We start from the raw sequence: 21,848 nt of genomic DNA, 5'->3' as shown, positions 1-21,848 counted from the left end.
TGTCCGATTGCGCGGCTGGGTTCCATTTTTGGATCGGGGGCGCGCAAACGGACATGCGGGGCGGGGGGCGGGGTGGCGGCGGAACGGGGGAGGGGCAAGGGCCGTCCGGGGCCGTCCGGGGGCTGGCGGGCCGCGCCCCGCTAGCCCTGCTGGGGCGCCGCGGCCATGTAGACGTCCACCGGGTCCTCGCCCTCGAGGACGAAGCCGCTGCGCTCGTAGAGGCGCCGCGCGGGGCTGCCCTGGAGCACGTCGAGGCGGAGCAGCGCCGCGGGGTGCTCGGCGCGGATCGCGGCGAGGACCTGCCCGCCGATTCCGCGACCCTGGACCTGCGGGGAGAGGTAGAAGTGCTCGACCCACAGGGCGTCGCCGTCGGGCCGCAGGGCGACGAGTCCCGCGTCGCGCCCGTCGGCCACGATCACTCGGGTGTGCGCGGGGACGTACGCGGTGAGGAACCGCTCCCGCACCCGGCGCTCGTCGAAGCGTCCCAGCCGCTCGAGGTCCGGGCGCATGACCTCGGCGCGCAGCTCCGCCATCCACGGCGCGTCCTGCGCCGTCGCCGGCCGGAAGCGCCAGTCGAGGGCCGCCACGGCGCTCAGGCGAGGTCCGCGAGGGCCTCGAAGCGCTCGAGGCGCGCACGGTAGTAGTCGGCGTGCTCGGCGACCGGCTCGACCTTGCGCAGCACGGGCGCCTCCGCGACCTGCGCGCCGGGCACCGTCTCCTCGATCGCCATGAGCGCCGCCCCGCGCATCGTGGAGCGGGACACGGCGACGTGCTCGATCGGCGAACCGAGGGCGTCGGCCAGCAGGTGCAGCCAGGAGGGGATCGCCTCGGTCATGCCGCCGGAGAGCACGATCCGCTCCGGCTCCCCGCCGAGCTCCCGCATCTGGTCCGCGATGCGCAGGTAGGACAGGGCCACGCCCTCGAGCGCGCCGCGCAGGAGGTCCTCCGCGGTGGTGGAGGCGGAGACGTTCGCGAACAGGGCCTTCGAGGAGTCGCGCCACTTGGTGCCGCGCTCGCCGGAGAAGAACGGGACGACGATCGGGGTGCCCTCGGAGACGGGGGCGGAGAAGATCCGCTCGGTGTCGATCTCGGCGACGTCCTCGGGCAGGCCCAGCTGGAAGCGGGCCCAGTCGAGCACGCGGCCGCAGTCGCTCATCGCGGAGCCCACGAGGGTGCGGCGCGCGTCGACCCGGTACGCCCACAGGCCGCTGGGCAGGGTCTCGATGTCCGTCTCGACGAGCTGGCGGATCGCGCCGGAGGTCGCCGTGGAGATGCCCCAGGTGCCGGTGCCGAGCGCCCCGATGCCCATGTTCGCGGCGAGGCCGTCGCCGATCACGGGCAGCCAGGTGGCGCCCTCGAGCTGCGGGAACTCCTTCGCCAGCGCGGTGCCGGCGACGCTCTGGCCCTGGTTCGGGTCGCGCGGGGCGGAGAGGGTCGCGGGGTCGGCACCGGCGGCCTCGAGCAGGCTGGTCGCGTACTCGCCGGTCCGACGGTCCAGCAGGCCCGCCCAGGCGGCGGAGGCGGTGCCCAGCACGGGCGTGCCGAGCAGCCGGAACGCGGCGTACTCGCCGAGCCCCATGTACTGCGTGGCCTTCGCGAACACCTCCGGCTGGGTCTCCCGCAGCCAGGCGATCCGCGGCGCCGTGTAGGAGGAGTGCAAGCGCGCGCCGACCTGCTGGTGCAGGGCCTCGGCGTCGACCTTCTCGCGCAGCGCGGCGACCTGGTCGCGGCAGCGGGTGTCGGCGTAGGTGATGCAGGGGGTGAGGGCCTTCCCGGCGGCGTCGACCGCGACGAGGGAGGAGGCGAAGGTGTCCACGCCGATGCCGGCGACCGGACCCGGCAGCGGCTCGGCGAGCACGGCCGCGATCGAGGTGCGCAGCTCGTCGACGACGAGGTCCGCGTCGATCGTGGAGGTGCCGTCGGCCGCGGTGGTGAAGGTGTGCGGCTCCTTGTGGTGACGCTTGCCCACCTCACGGCCCGTCGCGTCGTACACGGCGGCGCGGGTGCCGCCGGAGCCCACGTCGAGGCCGATGACGAAGGGGCTCAGGGCGTCGTCCTCGGACACGTGGAAACGGGGCATACGCGTACTCCTGCAGGTGCGTGGGCGGGGATCGCGCCGCCTCCGGCGCCGCTGCGCAGGGCGCGATCCGATGCGCCCAGCATAGGGGCGGGGCCGACGGGGGCCCGCGAGCGTCCGCCTGTTGCCACCGCGGGCCGGGTGGGGCCCGCGCCCCCGGCGTACGCTCCCGGCATGGACCTCCGCTTCACGGGCACCGCGATCGAGTGGCGCGGCCCCGCCCCCTTCGTGTTCGTGCCCGTCGCCGCCGACGAGGCCGCCGAGATCGCCGCCGTCGCCTCCCGCGTCACCTACGGCTGGGGTGCGATCCCGGTGACCGGCCGGATCGGCGGCACCGAGTTCACCACCTCCCTGTTCCCGCGGGACGGCGGGTACCTCGTGCCCGTCAAGGTCGCGGTGCAGCGCGCGGAGGGGGTCGAGCCCGGCGAGGAGGTCACCGTCGAGCTCACGATCGACGGGGCCTGAGGGGCGCCCTGGCAGAATCCTCGGCATGACCGATCCCGCGACCCGACCTCCCGGCCCGGCGCGGCGCCTGCCCACGATGAAGGACGTCGCCGATCACCTCGGCGTCTCCCGGCAGCTCGTCTCCCTCGTGCTGCGCGGCGCGGACGGCCCCAGCGCCGAGTCCCGCGAGCGGATCCTCGCCGCGGCCCGCGAGCTCGGCTACCGCCCGAACGCCTCCGCGCGGCTGCTGCGGCAGTCGAGCACCCGCACCCTCGGCATCGCGTTCTCCCTGGGCAACGCCTTCCAGGTGAAGGTCGTCGAGCGGCTCATCGCGGCCGCCGGGGAGCGCGGCTACCGGATGGCGCTCGCCCCGATCCACGCCGGTCGTGGGACCGACGAGGCCGTCGGCTCGCTCATGGAGCAGCGGGTGGAGGCGCTCGCCGTGTTCAACCCGGAGCCCGGGTCCGAGGCGCTCGCCGCCGCCCGGGGCGTGGTGCCCGTGCTGCAGCTGGGGGAGTGGTCCGCGGATCCCGCGCAGGACACGGTGCACGTGGACGAGGCGACGGGTCTGCGCCTGGCCGTCGAGCACCTCGTGGGCCTGGGGCACGAGGCGATCGCCTTCGTGGGCGGCCGCGGCGAGGAGCCCGGCCCGGCCCGTGCCCGCGCCTACGAGGACGCGATGCGGCAGGCGGGCCTGGGGGAGCGGATCGACGTGGTCCCCTCCGACCTCGGCGAGGAGGAGGGTGCGGAGGCCGCGCGCACGGTCCTCGCCCGCGCGGTGCGGCCCACGGCGCTCGTGTGCGTGAGCGACCACGCGGCCGCCGGGGTGCTCGCCGTGCTCGCTCGCGCCGGGGTCGCCGTGCCGGGGGAGATCTCGGTGGTGGGCTTCGACGACAGCCGCATCGCCGCGCTGTCGTTCCACGACCTCACCTCGGTGCACCAGGACGTCGACGCGACGGTCGAGGCGGCGCTCGGGGTGCTGCTCGAGCGGCTCGGGGTCGGGGACGACGATGCTGACGGGACCGATGCGGCCGATGTGGGCGAGCGGGCCGGGGGCGCCGCGCGCGTGATCGCGACGCCGGCGCATCTGGTGGTCCGCGGCTCGACGGGGCCGGCGCCCTCCCGCGGCTGACACGCGGCGGCGGCCTCCTTCCCCCGCCGCTCGTTCTGCCTGCCCCTGCCGTTCTTCCCCAGTCCGACCCTCTCCCGCCGCCGGGCGCGCCCCCTCTCGTTGGCACGTGCTAGCCTCGGCTCCACTCGATCTTGTCTCGTGCTAACAGGGTCGTCGTTCCCGTCGGCGCGCCCCCCGGAGGCCTCGATGTCCATCGCCCTGCCCGACCCCACCCTGTACCTGCCGCGCAGCGGCGAGCCCTCGCTGCGATGGGGGATCGTCGGCCCCGGCTGGATCGCCGGCGAGTTCGCGACCTCGCTGAGGGCCCACACCGCGCAGCGCCTCGTCGCCGTCGGCTCCCGCTCCTTCGACAACGCCCGCGCCTTCGCCGCCCGCTTCGGCGCGGAGGAGGCCGTCGGCTCCGTCGAGGCGCTCGTGACCCACCCCGAGGTCGACGTCGTCTACGTCGCCACCCCGCACAGCGGCCACGCCGAGGTCGCCCTCGCCGCGATCGCGGCCGGCAAGCACGTGCTCGTCGAGAAGCCGATCACGGTCACCGCCGCCGAGGCTCGCGAGGTCTTCGCCGCCGCCCGCGCCGCCGGCGTGCTGGTCATGGAGGCCATGTGGTCCCGCTACCTGCCGCAGGCCTCCGTCATCCGCGCCCTCGTCGACGGCGGCGACCTCGGGGACGTGCGCGCCGTCGCCGCTGACCACTCGCAGCAGATCATCCGCCCCGCCGACCACCGCATGTACGCGCCCGAGCTGGGCGGCGGCGCCCTCCTCGACCTCGGCGTGTACCCCGCGCAGTTCATCACCATGGTGCTCGGCGCCCCCACCGCGATCGAGGCCCGCGGCACCGTCACCGCGACCGGCGTCGACGCCTCTGCCGCGGTGGTCTCCACCCACGCCGGCGGCGCCGTCTCCACGCTCTACACCTCCCTGCTCGAGCGCACCCCCACCACCGCGACGATCAGCGGCACCTCGGCGTTCCTGCAGGTCGAGGGCTCGTTCTACAACCCCACGAGCTTCACCGTCACCAGTGCCGCGCACGGCTCGCCCACGCTCCGCTGGACGGATCCGACGATGCTGCGGGGCTTCGCCGCGCTCTCCTACGAGGCCACCGCGCTCGCCCGCTTCGTGGGGGAGGGGCGCACCGAGTCGCCCGTCCACACGCACGACGAGACCCTCGCCGTCATGGAGCTGCTCGAGACCGCCCGGGCGCAGGTCCTCGCCGCAGGGGTCCCCGCCCCGCCGCAGGACCTCTCCGCCGCGACCCCCGCTCACGGCGAGGCCCCGGCGTCGAGCGGGACCGACCGATGAGCGCCGCCCCCGTCGACATCGCGCTGCTCGAGGCGGAGGAGCGCGAGCTCGAGCTGCCCCGCTTCGAGGCCGACGATGCCTGGGCGCTCGGCGTCCTCACCCGGGAGATCGCCGCCGCCGCGGGCCACGGCGTCGTGATCGACGTGCGCCGCCCCCAGCTGGTCCTCTTCCGCGCTGTGCTCCCGGGCGCCACCCCGGACCAGCAGGCCTGGGCCGAGCGGAAGGCCGCGGTCACCCTGCGCATGGAGTCCTCGAGCGCGCTCGTGGACGCCCGGCTCTCCGGCGCGGGCGTGGACCCGCAGGCGATCGGCTGGTTGGATGAGCGCTACGCCGTGACCGGCGGGTCCTTCCCGATCCGGGTGCGCGGCGCGGGCGTCGTCGCCGCGATCACCGTCTCCGGCCTCAGCTCGCAGCAGGACCACGACGTCGCCGTCGCCGGCCTGCGCGCCCACCTCAGCATCCTCGCCGGCGAAGGAGCCGCCCCGTGACCCTCGACCCCGCTCCCGCTGCGCCCGATTCGGACCCCGTCCGCCCCGCCGCCTCGGCGTCCGGCACGGATCCCGCCGACCCCGCCCCCGCCTCGGCCGAGGACCAGCCCGCCGGTCGCCGCCTCCGCCCCGGCCAGACCTGCCGCATCCGGATCTGGGACCGCGCCACCGGCGAGGTGCGCACCGTGCACGAGACCGCCGAGCGGCTCTTCGAGGCCCCCAACTGGACCGCCGACGGCCGCCTCCTCGTCAACGCCGACGGCCTGTTCTGGCTCCTCCCGGCCGACGGCTCCGCCGCCCCGCAGCAGCTCGTCGTACCCGGCCTGCCGCCCGTCAACAACGACCACGTGCTCGCGCCCGACGGCTCCGCGGTCTATGCCTCCGCGAACGACTTCCACGTCTGGGAGGTGCCGCTCACCAGCAGCGACGTCGGCAGTGCGGTGACGGCGGGGACCCCGCGCCGCATCACCCCGGAGGACGGCGGTCTGCACTTCCTCCACGGCGTGAGCCCCGACGGCACGACCCTCGCCTACGTGCACCTCCAGCCCGACGGCGAGAACTGGTGGGCCGCCGCGACCATCCGCATCATCGGCGTGGACGGCACCGGCGACCGTGCCGTCACCACCCACCCCGGCCCCGCCGACGGCTGCGAGTACAGCCCGGACGGCGCCTGGATCCTCTTCAACACCGAGCAGTTCAGCGACGTCCCCGGCCACGCGCAGCTCGCCCGCGTGCGGCCCGACGGCACCGGCCTCGAGCAGCTCACCTCCGACGAGCGCGTGAACTGGTTCCCGCACATCGCGCCCGACGGCGAGGTCGTCGCCTACCTCAGCTTCCCGCCGGGCACCGAGGGGCACCCCGAGGACCGCGAGGTCGAGCTGCGCCTGGTGCGCGTGGGCGAGTGGGACCGGCCCACGACGCTCGTGGCGCTGCAGGGCGGGCAGGGCACGGTCAACGTTTCCAGCTGGGCGCCGGACGGCTCCGCCTTCGCCTTCGTCGACTACCCGCGCGGCGACGCCTGAGCACACGGGACGTCATCGCGCAGGTGGCCGCGTAGAGGGCGGGACCTGCGCGATATGGTCCCGTGCTTCGCCGCGACCCGCCGGGCTCAGGCGTCCTGGCCGGGGGCGGGGCCATCGGGGTGGCCGAACTCGCGGGCGTAGCCGGCCCGCAGCTCCTCCCAGCCGTGGTCCATGGCCTCCATGCCGACGATCCGCGCCTGGTCCTCACCGCTCAGCTGCGCGTCGAGCACGGCGAGGCACACGTGCCAGCCGGCGGCGAAGTACTGGGCCTGCTCGACCTCGGGGAGCGCGACCTGCAGGTCCACCTGCCCCTCGTCGACGACCCAGCCCAGGGTCGCGTCGCCCCAGCGGTGGGTGACGGCGTGGTCGGCGGCGAGGGCGAGGACGTCCGCGGCGACCGGGTCCTCGTCGGGGTTCTCGCGGGACAGCGCGGGGCCGATCGAGGTGAGCGCGCGGTCCGGGACGACGGGGGACCAGCGGGCGAGCTGCTCGGGGTCGGTGATCGCCCGCCACAGCTGCTCGGCGCTGCCGGCGACGTCCACCTCCATGACGAGGCTGCCGTCGGCGATCTCGGCGCGCACGAGCAGGTCACGGATGCGGGTGTCGATGTCCGGGGTGTCCTCGGCGGTCATGGGTCCTCCTCGGTGAGCGGGGTGGTGCGGGGGCGCGCACGGGCGCGGCGGCGGTGCCGGCGGGCGACGCGGGGCCGCCCGTCGATCCTCTCAGAGCGCGGCGGGCTGGTGCTGCGCGGTCGCGCCCTCGGAAGCGGTCGCGTCGGCAGCCGCGCCGACGCCGGTCGCCTGGGCCGGCGCGGTCCCGCCGTCGGCGGCGCCGTCGGCCGGATCGGTCCAGCCGGGGCCGACGCCGCGGGCGTCCGGCGCGTTGAGATGCACCACGCCCACGATGTCGCGGGCGCGCTCCTCGGCCATGTCGTGCACGCGGCGCACGATGTAGCGCGCGGCGGGGTGGTGGATCACGGAGCGGCGCACCTGCACGCTCATGCGGCGGCGCAGCGTCGTGTCCTCCACGGGGATCGCGACGAGGCCCGCGCGGAGGTCCTGCGCGATGATCGAGGGCTGCACGGTGACGTAGTCGCCGGTCGCGACGAAGCCGAGCACCGTCGAGTAGTCGGTGGGGTTGATCTCGACGCGCGGCGTGTACCCGGCGGCCAGGCACGCGGAGGAGATGCGACGGAACCAGGGGGAGGGGATCGGGTCGTCCGTGGTCCAGGGCTCCTCGGCGAGGTCCTTGAGCTGGACGGAGGTGCGGCCGGCGAGGCGGTGGCCGGCGCCGACGATCGCGACGTAGCCCTCCTCGAGGATGTCCTGCGCGATCCAGTCCTCGACGAGCGGGGAGGTGCTGGTCTCGCCGACGGCGACGTCCATGCCGTCCTCGACGAGGTCGTCGATGCTGCAGCTGCGCAGCACGAGCTCGAGGTCGAGCTCGGGGAAGCGGCGGCGCACGTCCTGCGCGAGCTCGGGGATCCAGGTGGAGGCGACGGAGGAGGCGTAGCCGAGGCGCAGCGCGCCCGAGCGGCCCGAGCGGAGGGCCTGCACGGTGCGGTCGAGCGCGGCGAGGGCGTCGAGCGCGGCGCCGGACTGCTCCGCGAGGAGGCGGCCCTGCGGGGTGACGACGATGCCGCGGCCGGAGCGCTCGACCAGGTCGAGGCCGGTCTCTCGGCGCAGGGTCGAGAGGTGCTGGCTGACGGCGGACGGGGTGTAGCCGAGGGCCTGGGCGCTCGCGCGGATGCTGCCCGTCTCGACGACGGAGCGGAGCACGCGGAGCTTCACGGGATCGAGCATGGCCCCACCCTACGACTGTTCAGTCGACGTGAACAGAGCGGTAGAAACGTTCGCTTGTCCTTCACGGCCGACGAGCGAAGGATCGAGGCATGGACGCACTGCTCATCGGAATCCCCGCCCTCCTCCTCATCGCCACCGCCTCCGTCGCCCTCGGCGCGCTGGGCCGCATCGTCCTCGGCGCGCTGTTCCCGGCCCCCGCCCCGGACGACGACCCCCGCTGGGTGGGCACGACGCCCGCCGAGCGCCGTGCACCCCGCACCGCCGCCCAGGCCGCCGAGCGCGGCGGCGCCCTCATGATCCGCACCCTCATGCCCGACGCCGTCGTCCCCATGGCCCGCCTGGCCGACGTCGAGCAGCCCCGCACCGAGCGGGAGCCCGCCGAACCGGAGGCGCCGCGACCGACGGTCGCGGCGGCCTCCGGGCCGCTCAGCCCTCGCGCGGGGCGAAGCGCGGCGCAGGCAGCGGCGGGGGCGTCTTCGCCGGGTGCTGCTCGAGCAGGGCGAGCGCCTCGGTGACGCCGCGGGCGAGCTGCGGATCGTCACCGGCCACCCACGCGTTCGGCGGGAGCGGGACCTCGATGTCGGGGTCCACGCCGTAGTTCTCGATCTCCCAGTCCACGCCCTCGAACCAGCTGGCGTACTTGGGCTGGGTGATGCCGGTGCCGTCCACGAGGTCGTAGCGGCCGTCGATCCCGATCACGCCGCCCCAGGTGCGGGTGCCGATCACGGGGCCGATCTTCATCGCCTTCGCGACCGCGTTCACGATGTCGCCGTCGGACCCGGCCTCCTGGTTCGTCACGAGCACGACCGGGCCGCGCGGCGCGAACTGCGGGTAGGTGCCGGGCCGCTCGTGGCGCGGGAAGTCCCAGGAGCGCACCGTGCGGGCGAGGCGGTCGGTGACGAGCTGAGAGGTGTGGCCGCCGCTGTTGTAGCGGACGTCCACCACGATGCCCTCCTTCGTGGACGCCTCCCGCAGGTCACGGTGCATCTGCGCCCAGCCGGAGGAGACCATGTCGGGGATGTGCAGGTAGCCGAGGCGGCCGCCCGAGGCCTCCGCCACGGCCCGGCGCCGCGAGTCGACCCACGCCTGGTAGCGCAGCGCGGACTCGTCGGCCAGCGGCACGACCGCGACGCGGCGCTCGCCGCCGTCCCGCTCGAGCACGAGCTCCGTGGCACGGCCCGCGGATCCGATGAGCAGCGGGGCCACGCCCGCCTCGCCCACCTCGCGGCCGTCGATCCGCACGATTGCGTCGCCCTCGCGGGCGGCGACCCCGGGGGCCAGCAGCGGGGAGCGGGCGTCCGGGTCCGAGGAGTCGCCCGGCAGGATCCGCGTGATCATCCAGCGGCCGTCCCGCAGGGCGAGGTCCGCGCCGAGGAAGGCGGGGATCATCGGCGGATCCGCCTGGTAGACGCCGCCCATGACGTACGCGTGGGAGGTGCCGAGCTCGCCCACGACCTCCCACATCAGGTCCTGGAAGTCGTCCTCGGTGACCACGCGCTCGAGCACCGGCTCGTACCAGGAGGTCATAGCGTGCCAGTCCTGGCCGTCCATGTCCGCACGCCAGTACTGCTGCGCCATGATCCGGTAGTTGTCCCAGAGCATCCCGGCGCGCTCGAGCACCGGGTCGACCGTCAGGCGAAGGCGGTCCGTCCCGATCGGGACGCGGCCCGGGTCCTCGTCCTCCGCCTTGCGGGTCGCGGGGACCTGCACCCAGGCGTCGCCCTGCCGGATGACGAGCCACTCGCCGTCACCGGAGACGGCGAGGTCGTCCACGCCCTCCGCGAGCAGGGTGAGCTTGCGGTCGGTGAGGGACCAGAACTCGAGGGCGGGGCCGGGGGCGTCGCCGTCCACGCCCGCGCGCGAGCTGCCGAGCACGCCCTGCTGGGGGTGGCGCAGCCACACGAAGCCGCCGGTCACGGCGCGCAGGTGCGAGTAGGAGCCGGAGAGGACGGGGAACGGGACGATCCGCGCCTCCGCGTCCTCGAGGTCGATCTCGGTGCGCGGCGCCTTCGCGGAGTCCGCGGCCCCGGCGGGGCTCGCCGCGGAGACCGTCTCCTCCGCGCGCGGGGCCGACGGCCCGACGGCCGCGGTGGTCGCTCCTTCGGAGGCCGACGCCCCGGGGGTCGCCGCGGTCTCGTCCTCGGCCTGCGGCTTCGGCTCCTCCGCGCCGCCCGCCCAGCCGTCCGGGTGGGGGCCGAAGGGATCCGCCGTCGTCGCCTGCAGCGGCAGCAGGAACGGCCGCTCGGCGTTGACGAAGCCCAGGTCGAAGACCATGTCGTCGTAGACCGTCTCGAAGGTGCGCAGGGACAGCAGCGCGAGGTGCTTGCCGTCCGCGCTGAACGCCGCCTCCGTGTCCTGGTAGCGGCCGGAGGTGAGCGCGCGGCCCGTCGGCTCGTGCGACTCCGCGTCCGTCACCATGAGCCGGCCCAGCATCCACGAGTCCGGTTCGGTCCACACGAGCCAGCGGCTGTCCGGCGACCAGGTCAGGTGGCGGATCTCGCCGCCGTTCGAGCGGCCCACCTCCCGCACCGCGTCGAGGCGCGGGGCGCCGGGGACCTGCTCGGCGTCCTGCTCCCACGGGGACGCGGCCGACGGCGCCGCCGACGGGGCGGCGCCCGTGCCGGAGGTCGCGGGCCGGGCCGGGTCCTCGATGCCGCGCAGGGTCACCAGGCGCACCACGTTGTCGTGCGTAGAGATCGCGACCTTCGATCCGTCCGGCGAGGGGACCGCGTGGAGGATGCGGCCCACGTCGCCGAGGTCCAGGGCGATCTGCTCGCCGCCGCCGTCGAGCCGGGCGAGGGCCAGCTGGTCCGATCCCACCCCGCCGGCGGTGCGATCCGCCTGCGCGGCCTCGTCGGTGACGAGCAGGGCGAAGGGGGAGCGGCCCAGCGGCTGCGCCTCCCGGATGCGCAGGCCGCAGCGGCCCGCGAGCAGGCGGGCCGGGCCGCGGCGATGGGTGAGCAGGTGCGCGGAGCCGCGCCACTCGACGACGCTCGCGCGGGCGTCGTGCACGGGCCGCATGGCCAGCAGGTTCTCGCTCGGGGAGGCCGGGCGCGGCAGGCGGGCGGCGCCCACGCCGGTCGCCTGCACCTCGACCTCGCGGGGCTCCGCGTCGAGCGAGTCCATCGCGAACAGGCGGCCGCGGGAGGTGAAGACGATCGTCGAGCCGTCCGTGGCGGGCTCGCGCAGGTAGCCGTCCTCCGAGCGCAGGTGCGTGTGGACCCGCAGGTCGGAGCCGTCCTTCGCGACGGACCACAGGTTCGCGCTCGCCCGGTCCGTGCGGGCCGCGCCCGCGCCCGGGGTGTCCGAGGCGAAGATCAGCCGGTCCCCGTACCAGGCGACGCGGAGCTTCGAGGCGAGCAGCTCGTCCAGCAGCGCCTCCCACGGGCGCTGCGCGTGCTGCTCCGCAGGGGCGTCCAGCGGCAGCGCCTGCCGCGAGATCCACAGCTTCACCGCCGTGCCGCCCTGGTAGTGCTTCCAGGAGGCCTGGTCACGGCGCCACGGGGTCGCGACGACGGTCGTGCCGTCCTCATGGATGGCGGCCTCCCCGCTGCGGCCCAGCGGCAGCAGCGTCGCCCGGCCCTCGAGGTCCACGGCCCACAGCTGCCCGTCGCGGGCCTGCGGCGCCGCATGCGAGCTCGCGACGAGCACGCGGCCGTCGGCCAGCCAGCCCGCGACCTTCGTGGTCGGCTTCCCCCAGGTGGTGAGGCGGCGCGGCGCGGTCGAGCCGTCCGTCGCGGTCACCCACACCTCGGGTCCGCCGGACGTGCGGGACGTGTACGCGACGTGCGCGCCGTCCGGTGAGAAGCGCGGGTAGCCGACGGGCGCGCCCTCATCGGTGAGCCGCCAGGCGCGGCCGCCGGCCAGCGGGGCCAGCCAGACGTCGTTCGCGGCGGTCACGGCGACCAGGTCGCCGTGCACATCGGGGTGGCGGAGATATGCGGCATGTGCCGGGGTGGAGGTCATGGAGGCCAGCCTAGGACCGTCCTGTGACGGCGGTCGCAGGTTCTTGTCGAAGAGATCCGAGTCCCGCCTCGGGGGAGAGCCGAGACAGGATTGCGACACGATCTCGGGCGGACCGAGTGGCTCAGTCAGCGGCGGAAGGACCACCCGAGAAGAACCCCGAGACATGGAGGGTGAAGTCGCCGTCGACGGATTCGTAGAGGGATATCCGGATCGGAGGCATGTTCGCGGCGATGACGGGCGGGCTCGCGAGGAGCGCCGCCGACTCGGCACCCTCCATCCACTTCTGGACGATGTCGGTGAACATGGTGCCCTCGGTGTTGAAAGGCATCTCGTCGGGGTCGTAGTAGAGGTCTGCACCCGCCGTCAGGATCCTCTGAGCATCGTCGATCTCGATATCGGACTCGACCAGGGTCATACGGATCCCCGAGCGGTGGATGAGGTAGCGGTCGTCGTCGAGGAAGTCACCCGATCCCATGTCGCGGAAGCGCCAGAGGGGATCGACCTCGCGCTCGGTCCGCTGCGTGATGTCTTTGAATGTCTCCCCTTGCCCGGGCCTACGACGTCGGGATCTGTTCCTGGTCACTGTCCCTCCTCAGGGATGCCGGCTCGGCTGTGGCCCGGTGCTCCTCGATCATGCGCCGGAGCCGGTCGCGGAGCGGGCTGCCCTCCGGGAGGACGAGATCGAGTGCGTCGAGAAGAACCACGGTGAAGACGTCGTCGACACCGGCGTCGTCGAGCGGGATGACGTCTTCTCTGCGCAGCCGCACAAGGACACCGGGCTCGCGGAAGGTGGGGTCGAAGGAGTTGTGGACGAGTGCGAGCCGGGGCGCCTCCGCCTCCTCGTCGAGCTCCACGAGGATCGTCGGGCCGGGACTGGGGGCGGAGGAGCGTCCGAGTCCCTCCGTGAGAGCCCCGGCGAGGTTCGCCCGGGAATTCTGTGCCACGAAGTCGATGTCCTCGGGGGTCGGGTGGCGATGGAAGTCCTCCCCCCACTGCTCCTCCGGAGGCAGCGGCGGCTCGGTGACGTCCTCGACGGTCAATGTGATCCAGTGGAAACGCAGTTCGTCGTCATCGTCGGGGCTGTCCTCCTCGACCGCGCACGCGCGGAGCATCGGCCAGTGGCGAAGAGTGCTCCCCGACTCGACATCCTCGTCGAAGTGGAAGTCCCGGTCGGATGCCTCGGAGGCGGCGTGGAGAAGGTCCTCGCATTCCTCCAGGGTGGCGAGATCGTCGCTCTCGCCTCGCAGGGCGCGCTCGTAGACCTCGCGCCCGGCGGCGATGACGCCCGCCCGCCAGTGGAGGAAGCCGTCGGGGGAGACGAGCGGCGCCCCCGTACTTCCTGCGTAGACGTCGTGGAGGTCCTGGCGGTCGAGGTCGACGAGGAGGTGCCCCAGCTCTCGGTGAAAGCGACCTGCCGCCCGGACGCCGCGAGCGGTCAGCAGCGCGGTCAGCGCATCGACGTCGAGCCGCCCTGCCGTACTCGCGGAGTCGATGGTCTCCCAGAAACGATCGTCGCTGTTGCACGTCGAGGCATTTCGTTGTCGAGCTCGTGGGGTGTCGGATGACGACGCGACTCTGGTCAGCCAGTCGGCGAGGTCTCGATCGAGGTCCTGCACGGCGAGGCCAGGGGCGTTCGCGAGCGGAGACTCGATCTCCGCGAGCTCGAGGGCGTGCGCGGCCCACTCCGACGCGCCCGCTGCGTCGCCGGTCGCCTCGCACCATCGGGCTCGGGCGACCGCGGCCTCGAAGAGCTGGGAGGAGAAGCGCCCCTCGCCTCGCTCATCCCACGCGTCCAGGAGCTCGCGCGCCTCGTCGAGCGCCTCCGGCGTCCGTCTGCGAAGGAGACGGTCGGCGAGGTGGACCTCCGCCATGCCCGTGGTGAAGTTCAACGTCGGATTGATCTCGAGGATCCGCCGGAGCAGCCGTTCGGAGAGCTCGGGATCATCGAGCTTCACGGAGTCGGCGAGGTTCTCCCATGCGGTGCTCTTCTCGAACGGGTCCTTGCCGGCTTCGACCGCCGCCCGCACGAACAGCGAGCGTGCCGCATCGGTCAGCCCCGCGCTCTCGAGGGACAGGCCTTTGATGCGCAGGTACTGTCCCCGGTTCTCCTGGTGCGCGCGGCGCAGCTTGAGCTCGAAGTGCTCCTGGTCGTCGAGGCTCCAGTCGGGAGTCCGGTACCAATCCATGCCCCAGTCTCGCACCCGACGAGGCATGGTCATCAAGTGTTCCCGGCACTCTGATCGCCGGACCTGCATAACTGCGGCGGCGTGACTATCGCGCTCGTCAGGGGTGGCCGCCCCAGATCCTCGCTACTCGCGCCGGTGGGTCACGGAACCGAGGAGCACGCAGGCCGGGAAGCCGACGGCGCAGGTGAGCACGGCCGGGGTGGCGAACGAGTCCGGGAGGACGAAGAGGTGCCGGAGCCAGAGGACGATCAGGCCGGCGATCAGGAATCCGGCCGCGACCTTCCAGATGTGGCGCATCGACATCCTCCTCGTGCGCGAGCGGGCGGGGAGCTGACGAGTCTAGAGCCCGAGTCCCGGGGCGAGTCGGCATTCCGAGCGCACCACCGGTGAGCGGGCCCCGCTTCGCCCGTGGAGGGCTTGGGTGCTCCCGCGGGGGCAGGGCTCGTGGCGGCGAGCGCCGATGGCGTCTGCGGTGCGGCGTGGTTGCGCCGCTTCGCCAGGGAGAACGCTCGGGCGGGCGTCGCGGACGACGCGACTGCGGAGCTGGTCCTGGCCATCGATCAGGGCCGGAAGGGCCGGTTCCCGCTCTCCGGCGTGACCTCGAGGCCCAGGCGACCCTTCACGCACGCTCCCGTCCGGCGGCGGCTCGGCGACGAACTCCGGAGAACAGCACACCGCCGGAGGACCATCCGTGCTCACTCACCGAAGCCGGACCAGCACCGCCCGCGGCCCGCCACCAGACCGGTGGGGTCACGACGGCACGTTCCTCGCCTCCTGCTCCTCGCTGGACATCCTGCGACCCCCCCGGTGCCGCGGGCTTGACCTGCTCAAGCACAAAACATAGCCTGTCTAACGAATAGATGCTCGATCATCGCACATCGGGCCTGCTGCGACGATGGAGAACCCGCGCATGACCCTCGCCCCAGCCGTCCGTGGCGAGACCATGGCCAGCGTCCCCGATCCACGGGTCGCCGCTGCCGAGGGCGTCTCCTCCTCGCGGGCGTGCGACCGAGCTCGTGCCTCCGCACTGCGCCTGAAGGACGTTCGCGAGGCATCGTTCGCTCTGGTCCACACTGAGGAGGGCGCTCTGCTCGAGGCGCGGATCGGCATCGCCCCCGGCGGTGACTTCGCCACGGTCGTCGCCCACGTCGTGGACGGCATCGTGCCCCTGCTCGGCGCGGAGATCGGAGAGGTCGACGCGCGCCGGAGCATCCAGTTCTGCTTCGCGGAGAAGCGCCGCGCCCGTGCCGGTGCCGCGGCCCCGGCGCAGGTGTTGACGATCTGCTAGGGGCGTGGGAAGCATGGGGAGAGACGGCTGGCCGCGCGCGGGTGGGCCGCGAGAGGTTCGCCGGGCTGCGACGTCGGCGTTACCGCAGTCCCGCCGGGTCTTGGGAGCGCGATGGCCCGCACCGGATCGCCCCGTCGCGACCCGGGCCCCCGAAGATGTCCATCGACCGCCCTCCCCGCTCGGGGAGGGCAGATCACCGAGAAGAAGGAGCTCCTCATGGAGGACGAGCAGAAGACGCCGGACGCGAAGGACCTCACCCCCGGAGACGTCGCCGCGAAGCTGCGCGACACCAGCGTGGTCATGCTGACCACGGCGGTGGGGGACGGCAAGCTCGTCTCCCACCCCATGACGATCCAGGGAGTGACCGACGAGTCGGACGTGTGGTTCTTCGTCGGTCGCCGCGGGGACCAGGCCCGCGCGCTGAACTCCGGCAGCGCGGTGAACATCTCGATCAGCGAGGCGGGGTCCTGGCTGTCGGTCGCCGGTCATGCGGAGTTCGTGGAGGACGCCGCCACGGTCCGTGAGCTGTGGAACGACTCCGCGGAGGGCTATTTCCCCCAGGGTCCTGACGACCCGGACCTGGCCCTGCTGCGCGTCACCACCGACTCCGCCCAGTTCTGGGGGCTGTCCGGAGGGCGGATCGCCGGGGCGGCCCAGATGGTGCGAGCGATGGTCACGAAGGACCGGGCGCCGGGCGGCACCGACACCACGGAGCTGTGAGAGGCGTCGGCACGGCGGCGGCGTGAGGGACGCCCTCAGGGCGGCCCTGGGGGGCGGTCGGATCAGCTCCCCCCGTCGTCGGCCACCGCGCCGCGGCTCTCCGCGGCACGATCCCCGTCCTCCTCGGTGTACCGGCGCTGACGCTCGCGCTGACCGTGTGTGAGCGAGCGGAGGTCGGTCCCGCTGTCGAAGCTCGAGCCGAGCCCCCCGGCGACCACGCCCATCGCGGCGCTGAGCCAGGCGATGTCGAGGTAGGTGCTCCACGAGGGAGCGTCCCCGATGACGGTCGCCATGTAGTCCGGGTCGATGACGATCGTCCCTCCGGCCAGGATGAGCGCGACGAGCGCGGCGTAGAGCGCGAGCACGCAGAGCAGCAGCGTCCCGACCGTAGAGAGGTTGTACAGCAGGACGACGCGGGCGAGGTTCGAGCGCCGCGGCCGGTCCCAGAGACCGTTGCTGACGATGAGCCACGTCACCATGGCCATGATGGCGAGAGCGCCGATGCCGAGGAGGCGAGGGGTCGAGAGGTACGTGGACATCGCCCAGATGGAGCTGTAGAAGATCCCGAAGGCGCCCGTTGCCGCCGCGGCCGCCATGGCGCTCGACAGGCGGGGCGCGGTGCGGATGGGCTCGTTGCCCGCGATCATGCCGAGCACCGTCCGAGGGCCGGCGAGCCACGGCCGCGCGCACAGCATGACGTGCCCGCCCTCTCCCTCGACCTCGGTCCAGTGCGACCAGCGGGTGCCCACCCGCACGCCCGGACGGGGCTCAGGCGGCGGATGCATACGGCGGGTGCAGTCCATGAGAGCGTCGATAATCCTCGAGCGGCTCCGGAAGGCTCCGAGGGTGGGGCAGGAGACGACCGCGACGCGCTCGGCGGGGAAGATCTCCGCGATCAGGGGGCGACCATCGGCCAGGCGAGGGATCTCCGTGAGCAGCAGGACCACATCGGGTCCCTCGTACTGCTCGGCGAGGGCGACGGCGTCGCCGAGCTCCAGCGAATCGTCCGGGCGGAGACGGAGCATCGAGGTGTGCAGCAGCAGTCGGACGGACTCCTGGAAGGTCGCGTCGAGGAGTCTCTGGAGGTCATCGCGCACGGCCTGAGCGCGGCGCGTGGGGAGCCCGGGGTCGGAGATGAGGAGGATGCTCACGGGTCGTCGGGAGGTGGCCTGCACATCGAGCTCCGATCATGGTCGCGGGTGGATCGCCGCCGGGCGGGCGGTGCGCTTCTCGCGCACGGCGAGCAGCGGCGGGGCCCGTTCCGGCGCCCGTCGAGCCTACGAGACGTCGGGCGCTGCGTGCCGGCGGCACCCACCTGACGCGTGCGAGTCCGGACCGCCTGGTCGACCCGGGCTCGTGCGCGCTCGCAGCCCGTAGTGTGGCGCGCATGAGCACTTCTCCGGAGATCCTCGACGGCATCGACGCGGCCGTGGGGCGCACCCCTCTGGTGCGGCTCTCCCGTCTCTTCCCCGACAGCGGCGTCGAGATCCTCGCGAAGCTCGAGTCGGTGAACCCCGGCGGCAGCACGAAGGACCGCCCCGCGCTCGCCATGGTGCGGGAGGCGATCGCCTCCGGTCGCCTGAGGGAGGGCGGGACCGTCGTCGAGTCGAGCTCGGGCAACCTCGGGGTCGCCCTGGCGCGCGTGTGCTGCACCCGCGGCATCCGATTCGTGTGCGTGGTGGACTCCAGGACGAACCGGTCCACGATGGCCGCGATCCGTGCGCTGGGCGGCGAGATCGACCTGGTGGCCGAGCCCGATCCCCTCACCGGGGATCTGCTCACGGCGCGGCTGGCCCGTGTGACCGCGCTCCTGGAGGACATCCCGGGCGCCGTGAACCTGTACCAGTACGGCAACCCCGCCAATCCCGGTGCGCACCGCGAGGGCACCATGCGGGAGATCGCCGAGGCCACCGATCACCGGCTGGACGTGATGCTCGCAGCGGTCAGCACGACGGGGACGATCGCAGGATGCAGCGCTTACGTGCGCGAGCACGCGATGGCCACACGCATGATCGCGGTGGACGCGGTGGGCAGCGTGCTCTTCGGCGGTGCCGGCGCCGCGCGGCCGCTGCCCGGCATCGGCGCCGGCGTGGTCACGGAGACCTCACGGACGGTCGTCCCCGACGAGGTGCACCGGATCGGCGCGGTGGACGCCGTCGCCGGCGCCCGGCTGCTCGCACAGCGGGAGGGGATCCTCGCAGGTGCGTCCACCGGCGCGATCGTGCGTGCCATGGCGTCCCTCCTCCCGCGGCTCGAGGCGGGCGCCCGGATCGCCTTCATCGTGCATGACGGCGGCGCCCCGTACCTCGACACGATCTACGACGACGACTGGGTCCGCCGCGTCATCGGTGCGGATGCGTCCACGCTCGCCGCGGCCCAGGACTCGCTGATCTCCGCGTCACTCCGTGGTTGACCCGGACCGCCGGCGTGCGGCGATCATCGGGGCGGGGCCGAAGGCCCTGTTCGCCCTGGAGGCGCTGCTGGCCCGGCTCACCTCCCGACCCGACGCCCCCCGCTGGGCCATCACCGTGATCGACCCCGGGAGTCATCCGGGCACCGGCGCCGCGTACCAGCTCGAGCAGCCGGAGTTCCTGCGGCTGAACGTCTCCGCCGCGATCCTGGACGCGCCCGTGAGCCGGACCTTCCCCGGGTTCCCCGACTGGGTCGGCACGCATCGGCCCGACCTCGCGGGAGAGGTCTACCCGCCCCGGGCGGTGATCGGGGGCTACCTCACCGCACGGTGGCGGGCCCTGGCCGCCGCCCTCGGCGAGGTCGCCGACCTGCAGCCGGTGGCGGCGCGTGCGGTCGCGGTGCGACCGCACGGCCGGCGATGGCTGGTGGAGTGCGAGCCGCGGCTGCCCCGCGACGAGTTCGACGAGGTGCTCGTCGCGACCGGGCACGGCCGGCACCATGAGGGCGAGCTCGCGCGGTCGTGGTCCTCCGTGGTCCCGCTGCGGCCCGCCGTCCTCCCGGTCGCCACCATGCTCTCGCCCTCCTCCGTCCCCGCCGGCTCGCGTGCGGTGGTGCGCGGGGCGGCGCTGACCTTCCTCGATGCCGCGCTCGCACTGACGGAGGGAAGAGGGGCGACCTTCGTGCCGGCGCCCGGCCGGCCCGGGGTCCTCCTCCACCAGCGCGGCCCGGGAGAGCCGGCCACCCTTCTGCCCACCTCCCGGCAGGGGATCCTGCTGGATGCCAAGCCCGATCCGGGCACCCCCGCGGCGGAGGTCGATGCGGCCGTCATCGCCGGGGCGGCGCAGCGGCTGGAGGACCTCGACCGGCGCGACCCCCTTCTCGCGGAGCGCCTCCTTGCGGAGATCACCTCCGCGGCAGCGCTCCTGCTGGGCGGCCCGGAGGATCACCCGGAGGTCCAGGCCACTATGCGCTCCGGTGCGGCACCGGAGGCGCGGCGCGGCGCGGAACAGGCGCTGCGGCGCAGTGTCGACGTCGCCCTGGGGCATCGTGCTCCGGGGGCAGCGTGGGCCCTGGGCCGGGCGTGGTCCCGCCTGTACCCGCAGGTCACCGCGGCACTGAGGGGTTCCGACATGTCCTCTCAGCAGTGGGCCGTGCTGCAGCGTGCGTCGCGGACCCTGGAGCGCTTCGCCTTCGGCCCGCCGCTCGTCACCGCGCAGAAACTCCTCGCGATGATCGACTCCGGAGCGGTGGACCTCAGCTGGCTCGACGCCGGCGTGTCCCCGACCCCGGCGGGAATTCTGCCGAGCTCGTCGGAGGTCGACCTGGTCATCGATGCGGTCCTCGCTCCGCCGGGCCTCGTCACGCTCCTCGATCCCCTGCCCCGCCAGCTGCTGGAGGAGCGGATCGTCGCCGTGCGGCCGGGGCGCCGGGGTGCGATGGTCGACGCCGACGGCACCGCGCTGGACGTCAGCGGCCGGAGACGTGAGCACCTCGCGCTGATCGGACGGCCGACGGAGGACGATGTGATCGGGCACGACACGCTGAACCGGCACCTGCACCATGAGATCGAGAACTGGGCCGCGCGTGTGGCCGCCACCGCCGAGGAGGAGCGCTGTGATCGAGCACGACCTGAGTGAGGGCTGCCGTGGGCTGCCGCCGCTTCCCGCTCGTCTGGAGCCCTGGATGCAGGAGGTCCTCGCCGATGCGGAGGGGTGCGCGGCGATGCTGGAGGAGTTCGGGAGCCCGCTGAACCTCCACGACTTCTCCGCCCTGGCCCGGAACGCCGCGGAGCTCGAGCGGCCCGCGGAGCGTGCCGGCGTGCGCCTGCGGATCTTCGCGGCCCGCAAGGCGAACAAGACGCTGGGGATGATGGACGCCGCGCACGCCGCCGGTCACGGGGTGGACGTGGGGAGCTACCGGGAGCTCGCGCAGGCCCTGGACCGGGGGATCCCGGCCGCCGACATCGTGGTCACCGCCGCGGTCAAGCCCCGCCCGCTGCTGCGACTGGCGCTGGACTCCGGTGCCCTGCTGGTCCTGGACAACCTGGACGAGGCTGCGTCGCTGGCCGCGGAGGTCGCCGACCGCCAGGCGGCGGGGTCGCACCCGATCGCCCTCCGCCTCGCACCGACCCCCGACGAGCTCATCGCGCCGACCCGGTTCGGGGAGTCCGCATCGACGTGGCAGGACTGGGCGAGGGAGCCGGGGGCCCTGCAGGGCCTGCGGATCGAGGGGGTCCACTTCCACCTCCACGGCTATGACGTGGAGGCGCGTGCGCGCGCCGTCGGCGAGTCGACGGTGTTGATCGATGCGCTGCGGGAGGCGGGGCATCGGCCCTGGTTCCTCGACATCGGCGGCGGGATCCCCATGTCCTATCTCGATGACGCCGAGCGATGGGACGCGTTCTGGGTGGCCCACGACGGGCAGGGCCGCGCCCCCGGGGAGGAGGTCACCTGGCGCGGCGAGCGCCTGCGCCAGGTCTACCCGTACCACCAGGCCCTGACCCGTGGGGCCTGGATGGAGGAGCTGCTGCGACGTGTGGCGCGTGATCTCCGGGCACGGGATCTCGAGCTGCGGTGCGAACCCGGCCGATCGTTGCTGGACGGCTGCGGGATGACCCTTGCCCGGGTGGTCCAGCGAACGGCGACCAGTGACGGGATCCCGCTCGTGGGAGTGGAGATGAACCGCACGCAGTGCAGGTCCACCTCCGACGACTTCCTGGTGGACCCGGTGCTGGTCCGGACCGGGGGCGCTGCCTCGGGACCGATGGAGGGATACCTGGTGGGCGCCTACTGCATCGAGGCCGAGCTGATCCTGCGACGCCGGCTGGCGTTCCCCGACGGCGTCGCCGTGGGGGACGTGCTCGCGCTGCCGAACACCGCGGGCTATCTCATGCACATCCTGGAGAGCGCCTCGCATCAGCTCCCCCTGGCCTCCAACGTGGTGAGGGAGGGGACCGGGTTCCGGCGCGACGGCATCGACGCGCTGTCGCCGATGCGCCCGTGACGTGCGCCG

At 73.8% G+C, this 21,848-nt stretch carries 20 protein-coding genes; 11 read left to right on the top strand and 9 right to left on the bottom strand.

The features are described 5' to 3' along the window. Positions 1-140: 140 nt before the first annotated feature. Positions 141-587, bottom strand: a complete 447-nt coding sequence (locus tag ACYVAP_RS04540) for a GNAT family N-acetyltransferase (RefSeq protein ID WP_498859735.1) — start codon at positions 585-587, stop codon at positions 141-143. 5 nt (positions 588-592) lie between these two features. Then, positions 593-2,080 (bottom strand): gluconokinase, encoded by a 1,488-nt coding sequence (locus ACYVAP_RS04535; RefSeq protein ID WP_498859734.1) that lies wholly within the window; start codon positions 2,078-2,080, stop codon positions 593-595. 171 nt (positions 2,081-2,251) lie between these two features. On the opposite strand from ACYVAP_RS04535, the gene ACYVAP_RS04530 reads away from it, so the two are divergent. The 5 genes from ACYVAP_RS04530 to ACYVAP_RS04510 all read left to right on the top strand — a co-directional run bounded on the left by ACYVAP_RS04530 (position 2,252) and on the right by ACYVAP_RS04510 (position 6,462). Next, positions 2,252-2,542 (top strand): DUF1905 domain-containing protein, encoded by a 291-nt coding sequence (locus ACYVAP_RS04530; protein WP_498859733.1) that lies wholly within the window; start codon positions 2,252-2,254, stop codon positions 2,540-2,542. A gap of 25 nt (positions 2,543-2,567) precedes the next feature. Continuing rightward, on the top strand, positions 2,568-3,653 hold the full coding sequence (locus tag ACYVAP_RS04525) for a LacI family DNA-binding transcriptional regulator (RefSeq protein WP_498859732.1): 1,086 nt from the start codon (positions 2,568-2,570) through the stop codon (positions 3,651-3,653). Positions 3,654-3,839: 186 nt separating this feature from the next. Then, positions 3,840-4,952, top strand: a complete 1,113-nt coding sequence (locus ACYVAP_RS04520) for a Gfo/Idh/MocA family protein (protein ID WP_498859731.1) — start codon at positions 3,840-3,842, stop codon at positions 4,950-4,952. Next, positions 4,949-5,440 (top strand): heme-degrading domain-containing protein, encoded by a 492-nt coding sequence (locus tag ACYVAP_RS04515; protein WP_498859730.1) that lies wholly within the window; start codon positions 4,949-4,951, stop codon positions 5,438-5,440. Before ACYVAP_RS04520 ends, ACYVAP_RS04515 begins: the two co-directional genes overlap by 4 nt. Next, positions 5,437-6,462, top strand: coding sequence for a TolB-like translocation protein (locus tag ACYVAP_RS04510; protein WP_498859729.1), 1,026 nt, complete (start codon positions 5,437-5,439; stop codon positions 6,460-6,462). The genes ACYVAP_RS04515 and ACYVAP_RS04510 overlap by 4 nt, the downstream gene beginning before the upstream one ends. Positions 6,463-6,548: 86 nt before the next feature. Here the strand turns inward: ACYVAP_RS04510 and ACYVAP_RS04505 are convergent, their stop codons facing one another. After that, positions 6,549-7,094, bottom strand: a complete 546-nt coding sequence (locus ACYVAP_RS04505; protein WP_264451355.1) for an SRPBCC family protein — start codon at positions 7,092-7,094, stop codon at positions 6,549-6,551. A gap of 90 nt (positions 7,095-7,184) precedes the next feature. Further along, the gene (locus ACYVAP_RS04500; RefSeq protein WP_498859728.1) at positions 7,185-8,264 is read right to left on the bottom strand and encodes a LysR family transcriptional regulator; all 1,080 of its coding nucleotides are present in this window, start codon (positions 8,262-8,264) and stop codon (positions 7,185-7,187) included. Positions 8,265-8,353: 89 nt separating this feature from the next. On the opposite strand from ACYVAP_RS04500, the gene ACYVAP_RS04495 reads away from it, so the two are divergent. Continuing rightward, entirely contained in the window at positions 8,354-8,779 is a 426-nt protein-coding gene (locus ACYVAP_RS04495) for a hypothetical protein (protein ID WP_498859727.1), read from the top strand. Here the strand turns inward: ACYVAP_RS04495 and ACYVAP_RS04490 are convergent. The 4 genes from ACYVAP_RS04490 to ACYVAP_RS04475 all read right to left on the bottom strand — a co-directional run bounded on the left by ACYVAP_RS04490 (position 8,691) and on the right by ACYVAP_RS04475 (position 14,713). After that, complete coding sequence (locus tag ACYVAP_RS04490) at positions 8,691-12,230, bottom strand: S41 family peptidase (protein ID WP_498859726.1); 3,540 nt, start codon at positions 12,228-12,230, stop codon at positions 8,691-8,693. The genes ACYVAP_RS04495 and ACYVAP_RS04490 overlap by 89 nt on opposite strands. 121 nt (positions 12,231-12,351) lie before the next feature. Then, positions 12,352-12,813: a hypothetical protein gene (locus tag ACYVAP_RS04485; protein ID WP_498859725.1), complete on the bottom strand. Its 462-nt coding sequence runs from the start codon at positions 12,811-12,813 to the stop codon at positions 12,352-12,354. Then, on the bottom strand, positions 12,785-14,449 hold the full coding sequence (locus ACYVAP_RS04480; protein WP_498859724.1) for a DUF4240 domain-containing protein: 1,665 nt from the start codon (positions 14,447-14,449) through the stop codon (positions 12,785-12,787). Before ACYVAP_RS04480 ends, ACYVAP_RS04485 begins: the two co-directional genes overlap by 29 nt. A 90-nt stretch (positions 14,450-14,539) precedes the next feature. Continuing rightward, the gene (locus ACYVAP_RS04475) at positions 14,540-14,713 is read right to left on the bottom strand and encodes a hypothetical protein (RefSeq protein WP_498859723.1); all 174 of its coding nucleotides are present in this window, start codon (positions 14,711-14,713) and stop codon (positions 14,540-14,542) included. Positions 14,714-15,326: 613 nt separating this feature from the next. On the opposite strand from ACYVAP_RS04475, the gene ACYVAP_RS04470 reads away from it, so the two are divergent. Beyond that, positions 15,327-15,704, top strand: coding sequence for a hypothetical protein (locus tag ACYVAP_RS04470; RefSeq protein WP_498859722.1), 378 nt, complete (start codon positions 15,327-15,329; stop codon positions 15,702-15,704). 111 nt (positions 15,705-15,815) lie between these two features. After that, positions 15,816-16,424: a pyridoxamine 5'-phosphate oxidase family protein gene (locus tag ACYVAP_RS04465; protein WP_498859721.1), complete on the top strand. Its 609-nt coding sequence runs from the start codon at positions 15,816-15,818 to the stop codon at positions 16,422-16,424. 62 nt (positions 16,425-16,486) lie between these two features. Here ACYVAP_RS04465 and ACYVAP_RS04460 read toward each other — a convergent pair whose 3' ends face one another. Beyond that, a complete protein-coding gene (locus ACYVAP_RS04460; RefSeq protein ID WP_498859720.1) occupies positions 16,487-17,575 on the bottom strand; it encodes a hypothetical protein in 1,089 nt (362 codons plus the stop codon). Positions 17,576-17,811: 236 nt separating this feature from the next. On the opposite strand from ACYVAP_RS04460, the gene sbnA reads away from it, so the two are divergent. The 3 genes from sbnA to ACYVAP_RS04445 are packed head-to-tail and all read left to right on the top strand — an operon-like array spanning position 17,812 to position 21,839. Beyond that, positions 17,812-18,837, top strand: a complete 1,026-nt coding sequence (gene sbnA, locus ACYVAP_RS04455) for a PALP domain-containing protein (RefSeq protein WP_498859719.1) — start codon at positions 17,812-17,814, stop codon at positions 18,835-18,837. Then, positions 18,830-20,473: an FAD/NAD(P)-binding protein gene (locus ACYVAP_RS04450; protein WP_498859718.1), complete on the top strand. Its 1,644-nt coding sequence runs from the start codon at positions 18,830-18,832 to the stop codon at positions 20,471-20,473. Before sbnA ends, ACYVAP_RS04450 begins: the two co-directional genes overlap by 8 nt. Further along, positions 20,451-21,839, top strand: coding sequence for a type III PLP-dependent enzyme domain-containing protein (locus ACYVAP_RS04445; RefSeq protein ID WP_498859717.1), 1,389 nt, complete (start codon positions 20,451-20,453; stop codon positions 21,837-21,839). The genes ACYVAP_RS04450 and ACYVAP_RS04445 overlap by 23 nt, the downstream gene beginning before the upstream one ends. Positions 21,840-21,848: the final 9 nt, after the last annotated feature.

This window comes from Brachybacterium horti (assembly GCF_054777615.1).
Note: the sequence above shows the minus strand (reverse complement) of the source record. Positions and strands in the feature narration are given on the sequence as shown.